Annotated in this window: 6 protein-coding genes and 1 pseudogene; 6 read left to right on the forward strand and 1 reads right to left on the reverse strand. The window is 72.2% G+C overall.

The window, feature by feature from the left end:
* A partial coding sequence (locus SACHA_RS20705; RefSeq protein ID WP_157601619.1) for a serine/threonine-protein kinase occupies positions 1 to 753 on the reverse strand: 753 nt, incomplete at its 3' end.
* Positions 754 to 1,211: 458 nt separating this feature from the next.
* Here SACHA_RS20705 and SACHA_RS0106870 point away from each other — a divergent pair.
* The 6 genes and pseudogenes from SACHA_RS0106870 to SACHA_RS0106895 form a co-directional block, all read left to right on the forward strand.
* Entirely contained in the window at positions 1,212 to 2,351 is a 1,140-nt protein-coding gene (locus tag SACHA_RS0106870; RefSeq protein WP_019808253.1) for a J domain-containing protein, read from the forward strand.
* Positions 2,352 to 2,526: 175 nt separating this feature from the next.
* On the forward strand, positions 2,527 to 3,288 hold the full coding sequence (gene fabG, locus SACHA_RS0106875; RefSeq protein ID WP_019808255.1) for a 3-oxoacyl-ACP reductase FabG: 762 nt from the start codon (positions 2,527 to 2,529) through the stop codon (positions 3,286 to 3,288).
* Positions 3,285 to 3,746, forward strand: a complete 462-nt coding sequence (locus SACHA_RS0106880) for a MaoC family dehydratase (RefSeq protein WP_019808257.1) — start codon at positions 3,285 to 3,287, stop codon at positions 3,744 to 3,746. The genes fabG and SACHA_RS0106880 overlap by 4 nt, the downstream gene beginning before the upstream one ends.
* Positions 3,747 to 3,858: 112 nt before the next feature.
* The gene (locus SACHA_RS0106885; protein ID WP_019808260.1) at positions 3,859 to 4,878 is read left to right on the forward strand and encodes a phosphotransferase family protein; all 1,020 of its coding nucleotides are present in this window, start codon (positions 3,859 to 3,861) and stop codon (positions 4,876 to 4,878) included.
* Entirely contained in the window at positions 4,879 to 6,087 is a 1,209-nt protein-coding gene (locus tag SACHA_RS0106890; protein WP_019808262.1) for an acyl-CoA dehydrogenase family protein, read from the forward strand. It abuts the gene before it with no gap.
* Positions 6,087 to 6,242, forward strand: a pseudogene (locus tag SACHA_RS0106895) (acyl-CoA dehydrogenase family protein); the annotation flags it as partial. The gene SACHA_RS0106890 and the pseudogene SACHA_RS0106895, both read left to right, overlap by 1 nt.
* Between the last annotated feature and the right edge of the window lie 92 nt (positions 6,243 to 6,334).

Raw genomic sequence — 6,334 nt, forward strand, 5'->3', positions numbered from 1 at the left:
GCCGTCGGCCACCCGGCGCAACAGCACCTCCACGTCGGCCATGCGCGGGCGTGTCCCGGGCTCGACCCGCAGCATCGCCCGCAGCGTCGGGGTCAACGCCCCCGCGTGGCGGGGCGGGACCACATGGCCCGAGGCGACGGCGTGCAGCATGGCGATCTCGTTGCCCGGATCGTCGTACGGCGGGCCGCCCTCGACGGCGGCGTACAGGGTCGCGCCGAGGGAGAACACGTCCGCCGCCGCGTCCGGGTCGGCACCCCGCGCGGTCTCCGGCGCGAGGAACGCCGGTGTCCCCGCGAACAGGCCGGTGCTGGTGAGCGTGACGTCGCCCGCGGCGCGGGAGATGCCGAAGTCCGTGATCTTGGCGGTGCCGTCCTCGCCGAGCAGGATGTTGCCCGGCTTGACGTCCCGGTGGACCACGCCCGCGGCGTGCGCCACGGTCAGCGCGGCGGCCACCTGGGCGCCGATCCGGGCGGTCTCCTCCGTGGGCACCGTTCCCCGGTCGTCGAGCAGCGCGGCGAGACTCCGGGACGGGAGGTACTCCATCACCAGCACCGGCTGACCGTCGTGCTCGGCGACGTTGAACACCGAGATCGCGTTCGGGTGCTGGAGCCGGGCGGCGATCCGACCCTCGCGGAAGGCACGCTGCCGGGCCGTGTCCGCCTCGGTGGCGTCGAGCGCGGGCGGCAACAGCAGCTGTTTGACGGCGACGCCACGGTCGAGCCGGAGGTCGTGGGCCCGCCACACCACCCCCATCGCACCGCTGCCGATCCGTTCGTCGAGGCGGTAGCGCCCCGCGATCAGTCCGTGCCCGTCGTCACCCGCTGCCCCGTCCGTCACCCCGACAGATTAGAGCGTGCGCGCGGCGCCGCCCGCCCTGGTCCCGCGCGGTCGGACGTGCCGGCGGCGGGTCTCCGGCCGCGCCTCGCGGCCCCGGTGCTGCCGTCCCGCGTTGCTCTACACGAGAGGGTAAGCGGCACGAGTCCCGGCTCCGTAGGGAGGCGCAGCGGAAACTCGCGGACAGACCACGACCGCCGGGAGCGCGGGCATCGAGGACATCGGAGTCTTCGGCGCGGGAGAGCCGGACGAGTCCCTCCTCCACACCGGGCCGCCAGGCCGATCTAGCACACGCCGCGTGATCAACAAGCGACCGGGCGTCGAGTCCCGGCCACAGCCGCACGCCTTACGGTGTTGATCACGAGCGGAGGTGAGCGGTGGCCGACGTCGACTACTACGAACTGCTGGGTGTGGCCCCGGACGCGACATCTTCGGAGATCAAGTCGGCGTACCGGACGCGGGTGCGGTCGGCCCACCCCGACGCCGGGGGCACGGCGGACACGTTCCAGGTACTGACCGAGGCCTACGAGACGCTCGCCGACCCGGCGATGCGCGCCGCCTACGACCGGGTCCGCGCGGGTGAGGACCGCACCCGGCAACGGCGGGAACGGCGGTCCCGGACGGCCCCCCGACCGGCCGGAACGCGGTCCCGCCCCCTCGGGGACGATCCCGGGTACGTCCCTGCCACGCCGGTCGTCGACGTGGATTCGCTCGACTGGTGGCACCTCGCCGGCACGCTGTCCCGGGTGCACTACGAGCACCCGGGATCCCCGGGGCACGCTCCCGCCCTCGGCGCGGCGGGCGGCGCCGTCCTGGCGCCACTGCCGCTGCTGCTGCCGGTCGCGTCGTCGGTGTGGGCGTTCACCGTGTGGGCGCTGTTGCTGCTCGCCGCCACGACCGCGGGCGTGCTGCTCGTCCGGCGGCACCTGGAGTCGTTGCGCGCGGTGCGCACGTTCCGTGCGGAGTTCGGTGACCGGACGGTGTTCGGCGCCCCGGGGACGGAGCCCGACGAGGTCGCCGAACGGCTCACGGCGCACCTGTGCGAGCGCTACCTCACCCGGCTGCCGGGTGTGCGCCTGTTCCACGGGGTGTCCCTGCCCGGCTCGGTCTACGCCGACGTCGACCACGCGGTGCTGTGCGGGCGACGACTCGTGCTGGTGGAGTCGAAGCGCTGGCTGCCCGGCCACTACACCACCGACGCCGACGGCAGGCTGTGCCGCAACGGCAGGATCTTCCGCGGCGGTGGCACGCGGCTGGCCGAGAGCATCGACGCGTTCCGCGAGCTGCTGCCCGAGGTCGAGATCCGGGGCGCGCTGGTGCTCTACCCGAGCCGCTCCGGCGAGATCACCACGGACCCGCACACCCGGATGTCCGACGGCACCGTCGTGCTCACCCCCGAGCGGTTCGTCCGTCGGATCGGCGACCGGCTCGCGGCCGACCCCGTGACCGTCGACCGCCACGTGCTGCGCACGGTGCTCGACCGGGTCGTGGGCGAGTCCGCCCCGGCCGGGGCCTGAACCGGCTCCGTGCGCCGATTCCCCGCACCGTCCGTGCGCGGGTCCCGGATCGATCCGTCCCCGGTGGCGCCCCCGCGTCGGCGGATCGCCTGGTAGGTTGCTAAGCGCACGCTTACTGCCGGGTGCCACGGTGTCCGGGCAGCGGTGTTCAACTCGATGAGGAGGACTGAAGAACATGACCGACTCTCCTTCCCGCGTCGCGATCGTGACCGGGGCAGGCCGGGGTATCGGAGCGGCCGTGGCCAGGCGACTCGCCTCGGACGGTTTCGCCGTCGCCCTGTTCGACCTCGACGAGTCGGGGGCGAAGGCGGGTGCCGAGGCGATCACCGCCGAGGGCGGCCGGGCCCTCGGCGTCGGACTCGACATCAGCGACGCCGAGCAGGTGGACGCGGCGGTGGGGACCGTGGCCTCGGAACTGGGCGCGCCGACCGTGCTCGTCAACAACGCGGGGATCACCCGCGACAACATGCTGTTCAAGATGAGCGAGACCGACTGGGACTCGGTGATGGGCGTGCACCTGCGCGGCTCGTTCCTGATGAGCCGGGCCGTGCAGAAGCACCAGACCGAGCAGAAGTGGGGCCGCGTCGTCAACCTGTCCAGCACCTCCGCGCTGGGCAACCGCGGGCAGGCGAACTACTCCACCGCCAAGGCCGGGCTGCAGGGCTTCACCAAGACGCTGGCCGTCGAGCTGGGCAAGTTCGGTGTCACGGCGAACGCGATCGCCCCCGGCTTCATCGAGACGGACATGACCGCGGCCACCGCCGAGCGCGTCGGAATGGGTTTCGAGGACTTCAAGAACGCCGCGGCCGAGCAGATCCCGGTGCGCCGGGTCGGCCAGCCCTCCGACATCGCCAACGTCGTCTCGTTCCTGGTCAGCGACGAGGCCTCGTTCGTGTCCGGCCAGGTGATCTACGTCGCGGGGGGCCCGAAGGCATGAGTGACACCCGCGTGTTCGCCGACCTCGCGGAGTTCGAGGCCGCGGTGGGACAGCACCTCGGCACCGGCGAATGGCACACCATCACCCAGGAGCAGGTGAACCTGTTCGCCGACGCGACGGGCGATCACCAGTGGATCCACGTGGACCCGGAACGGGCCGCGCAGGGGCCGTTCGGCGCGCCGATCGCGCACGGCTACCTCACGCTGTCCCTGATCCCCATGCTCGGTGCGGCCATCTACCGCGTGGAGGGCCTGAGCATGGGCGTCAACTACGGCGTCAACAAGGTCCGGTTCCCGCAGCCGGTCACGGTCGGCTCCCGGGTCCGGGCGAACGCCGAGCTGGCGCAGGTCACCGACGCGCAGACCGGCAAGCAGGCCGTGGTGCGCTGGACCATCAAGATCGACGGCGAGGACAAGCCCGCCTGCGTCGCCGAGACGGTCGTGCTGCTGGTCCCCTGATCCGTCCGCACCGGGGCGGGCGGCGCCGCACCGGCGGCGTGCCGACCGGTCGGTACCCCGGCTCGGCGCGCGGCCGGTGCCGCCCCGCCCCGGCGACGACTTTGGAGGTCACATGAGTGACGAGAACCCGCCCGGACTCGACCTCGCGCGGTTGCGCGAGTACCTCGACCGGGAGCGTCCGGGGCTGGTGACCGGTGCGCTGAGCGCACGGGTCGTCGAGGGCGGCCGGTCCAATCTGACCTACGTGGTCGGGGACGGGACGAACCGGTGGGTCGTGCGTCGCCCGCCGCTCGGGCACGTCCTGCCCACCGCGCACGACATGACCCGGGAACACCGGGTGATGAGCGCACTGGGACCCACCGACGTCCCCGTCCCGCCGACGGTGCTGCTGTGTACCGACGACTCCGTGCTGGGCGCGCAGTTCTACGTCATGGATTTCGTCGAGGGCACGCCGTTCCGCCGGGCGGAGGAGCTGACCGCGCTCGGGCCGGAGCGGACCCGGGGGATCGCCGAATCACTGATCGACACGCTCGCCGATCTGCACGCGGTGGACTTCCGCGCGGTCGGGCTCGCCGACTTCGGCAAGCCGGAGGGCTTCCTGGAGCGCCAGGTGCGCCGGTGGGGCACGCAGCTCGACGGGTCCCGCAGTCGGGACATCCCCGGGATAGACACGCTGCGGGAGCGGCTCACCCGGCGGCTGCCCACCTCACCGGAGCCGGCGATCGTGCACGGGGACTACCGGCTGGACAACCTGCTCGTCGGGCCGGACGACACCCTCCGGGCGGTGCTCGACTGGGAGATGTCCACGCTCGGTGACCCGCTCACCGACGTCGCGCTGATGATCGCCTACTCCGAGCGGCACGCGCTCGGGGACCAGATCAGCGACGTCACCTCGGCTCCCGGATACCCCGGCACCGACGAGCTGGTGGCCCGCTACACGGCGCGCTCGGGCCGGGACACCTCGGCGCTGAACTGGTACGTCGGGTTCGCCTTCTTCAAGCTCGCGGTGATCCTCGAAGGGATCTACTACCGCTACACCCAGGGCCAGACCGTCGGCGAGGGCTTCGACACCATCGGCGCGGGCGTGCCCGCGCTCGTGGCGCGCGGCAACGCCGTACTCGAGGAGGAGTGAATGGATTTCGCGTTCGATGCCACGACCGAGGAGTACCGCGCCCGGTTGCAGGCGTTCATGGACGAGCACGTGTACCCGGCCGAGCCGGTGTACGAACAGCAGTCCCGGGCCGCGGCGCACCCCGGCGACCCCGTGCCGGTGTTGGCCGAACTGAAGGCGGAGGCCCGCGAACGCGGACTGTGGAACTTCTTTCTGCCGGGTGAGCTGGGCGCGGGCCTGAGCAACGTGCAGTACGCCCCGCTGGCCGAGATCACCGGCCGCAGCCCGCACCTGGCCCCCGCCGCGCTGAACTGCGCCGCACCGGACACCGGGAACATGGAGGTGCTGGCCCAGTTCGGGGACGAGAAGCAGCGCCAGCGGTGGCTGCACCCGCTGCTCGACGACGAGATCCGCTCGGCGTTCGCGATGACCGAACCCGACGTCGCCTCCTCGGACGCCCGCAACATCGCCACCCGGATCACCCGCGACGGCGACGACTACGTGGTCGACGGCCGCAAGTGGTTCATCTCCGGGGCGATGGACCCACGGTGCGCGGTCCTGATCGTCATGGGCAAGAGCGACCCGGACGCCGAACCGCACCGGCAGCAGAGCATGATTCTCGTGCCCCGGGACACGCCGGGCGTCGAGGTGCGGCGCGGCATGAGCGTGTTCGGGTACGGCGACGAGACCTACAGCGACCACGCCGAGGTCGTGTTCGACAACGTCCGCGTGCCGGCCGAGAACCTGATCAGCGGGGAGGGCGAGGGCTTCGCCATCGCCCAGGCCCGGCTCGGCCCGGGCCGCATCCACCACTGCATGCGGGCCATCGGCATGGCCGAGCGGGCCATCGAGCTGATGTGCCGGCGTGCGGTCTCCCGCGAGGCGTTCGGCAAGACGTTGGCCGAGCAGGGGGTGGTCCAGGACTGGATCGCCGAGGCCCGGGTGCGGGTGGAACAGCTGCGTCAGCTCGTGTTCAAGACGGCGTGGCTGATGGACACCCAGGGCAACCGCGGTGCGCACACCGAGATCCAGGCCATCAAGATCGCCACTCCGCGCACCGTGGAGTGGATCCTGGACAAGGCGATCCAGACGCACGGTGCCGCCGGGGTCAGTCAGGACACCCCGTTGGCCGCGCTCTGGGCGTCGGTGCGCACGCTGCGGTTCGCCGACGGCCCCGACGAGGTGCACAAGCGTTCCCTGGCCCGCCGTGAACTGAAGAGGTACGTCTGATGAGTGAGTCCACTGTGGATGCCGAGGACCTGCGCCGGCGGGTCGCGGACTTCCTCGCCGGGCACGACCCCGGCAGCACCGATCGACTGGAGTTCCTGCGGGCGCGGTTCGACGCGGGCCTGGCGTGGGTGAACTTCCCCGAGGAGCTCGGCGGGTGGCCACCGGAGCACGTCGCGCCGTGTTCCGTCGATCCGTGCGACGGGCCGTGCCAGTAGCGCCGAAGGTGCCGTCACCGATCCCTCCGCGC

Origin of the sequence: Saccharomonospora halophila 8 (assembly GCF_000383775.1) — a bacterium.
GTDB lineage: Bacteria > Actinomycetota > Actinomycetes > Mycobacteriales > Pseudonocardiaceae > Saccharomonospora > Saccharomonospora halophila.

Coding starts and splice junctions, on each gene's coding strand:
- fabG (WP_019808255.1), top strand. CDS start 2,527: ATGACCGACTCTCCTTCCCGCGTCGCGATCGTGACCGGGGCAGGCCGG.
- SACHA_RS0106880 (WP_019808257.1), top strand. CDS start 3,285: ATGAGTGACACCCGCGTGTTCGCCGACCTCGCGGAGTTCGAGGCCGCG.
- SACHA_RS0106885 (WP_019808260.1), top strand. CDS start 3,859: ATGAGTGACGAGAACCCGCCCGGACTCGACCTCGCGCGGTTGCGCGAG.
- SACHA_RS0106890 (WP_019808262.1), top strand. CDS start 4,879: ATGGATTTCGCGTTCGATGCCACGACCGAGGAGTACCGCGCCCGGTTG.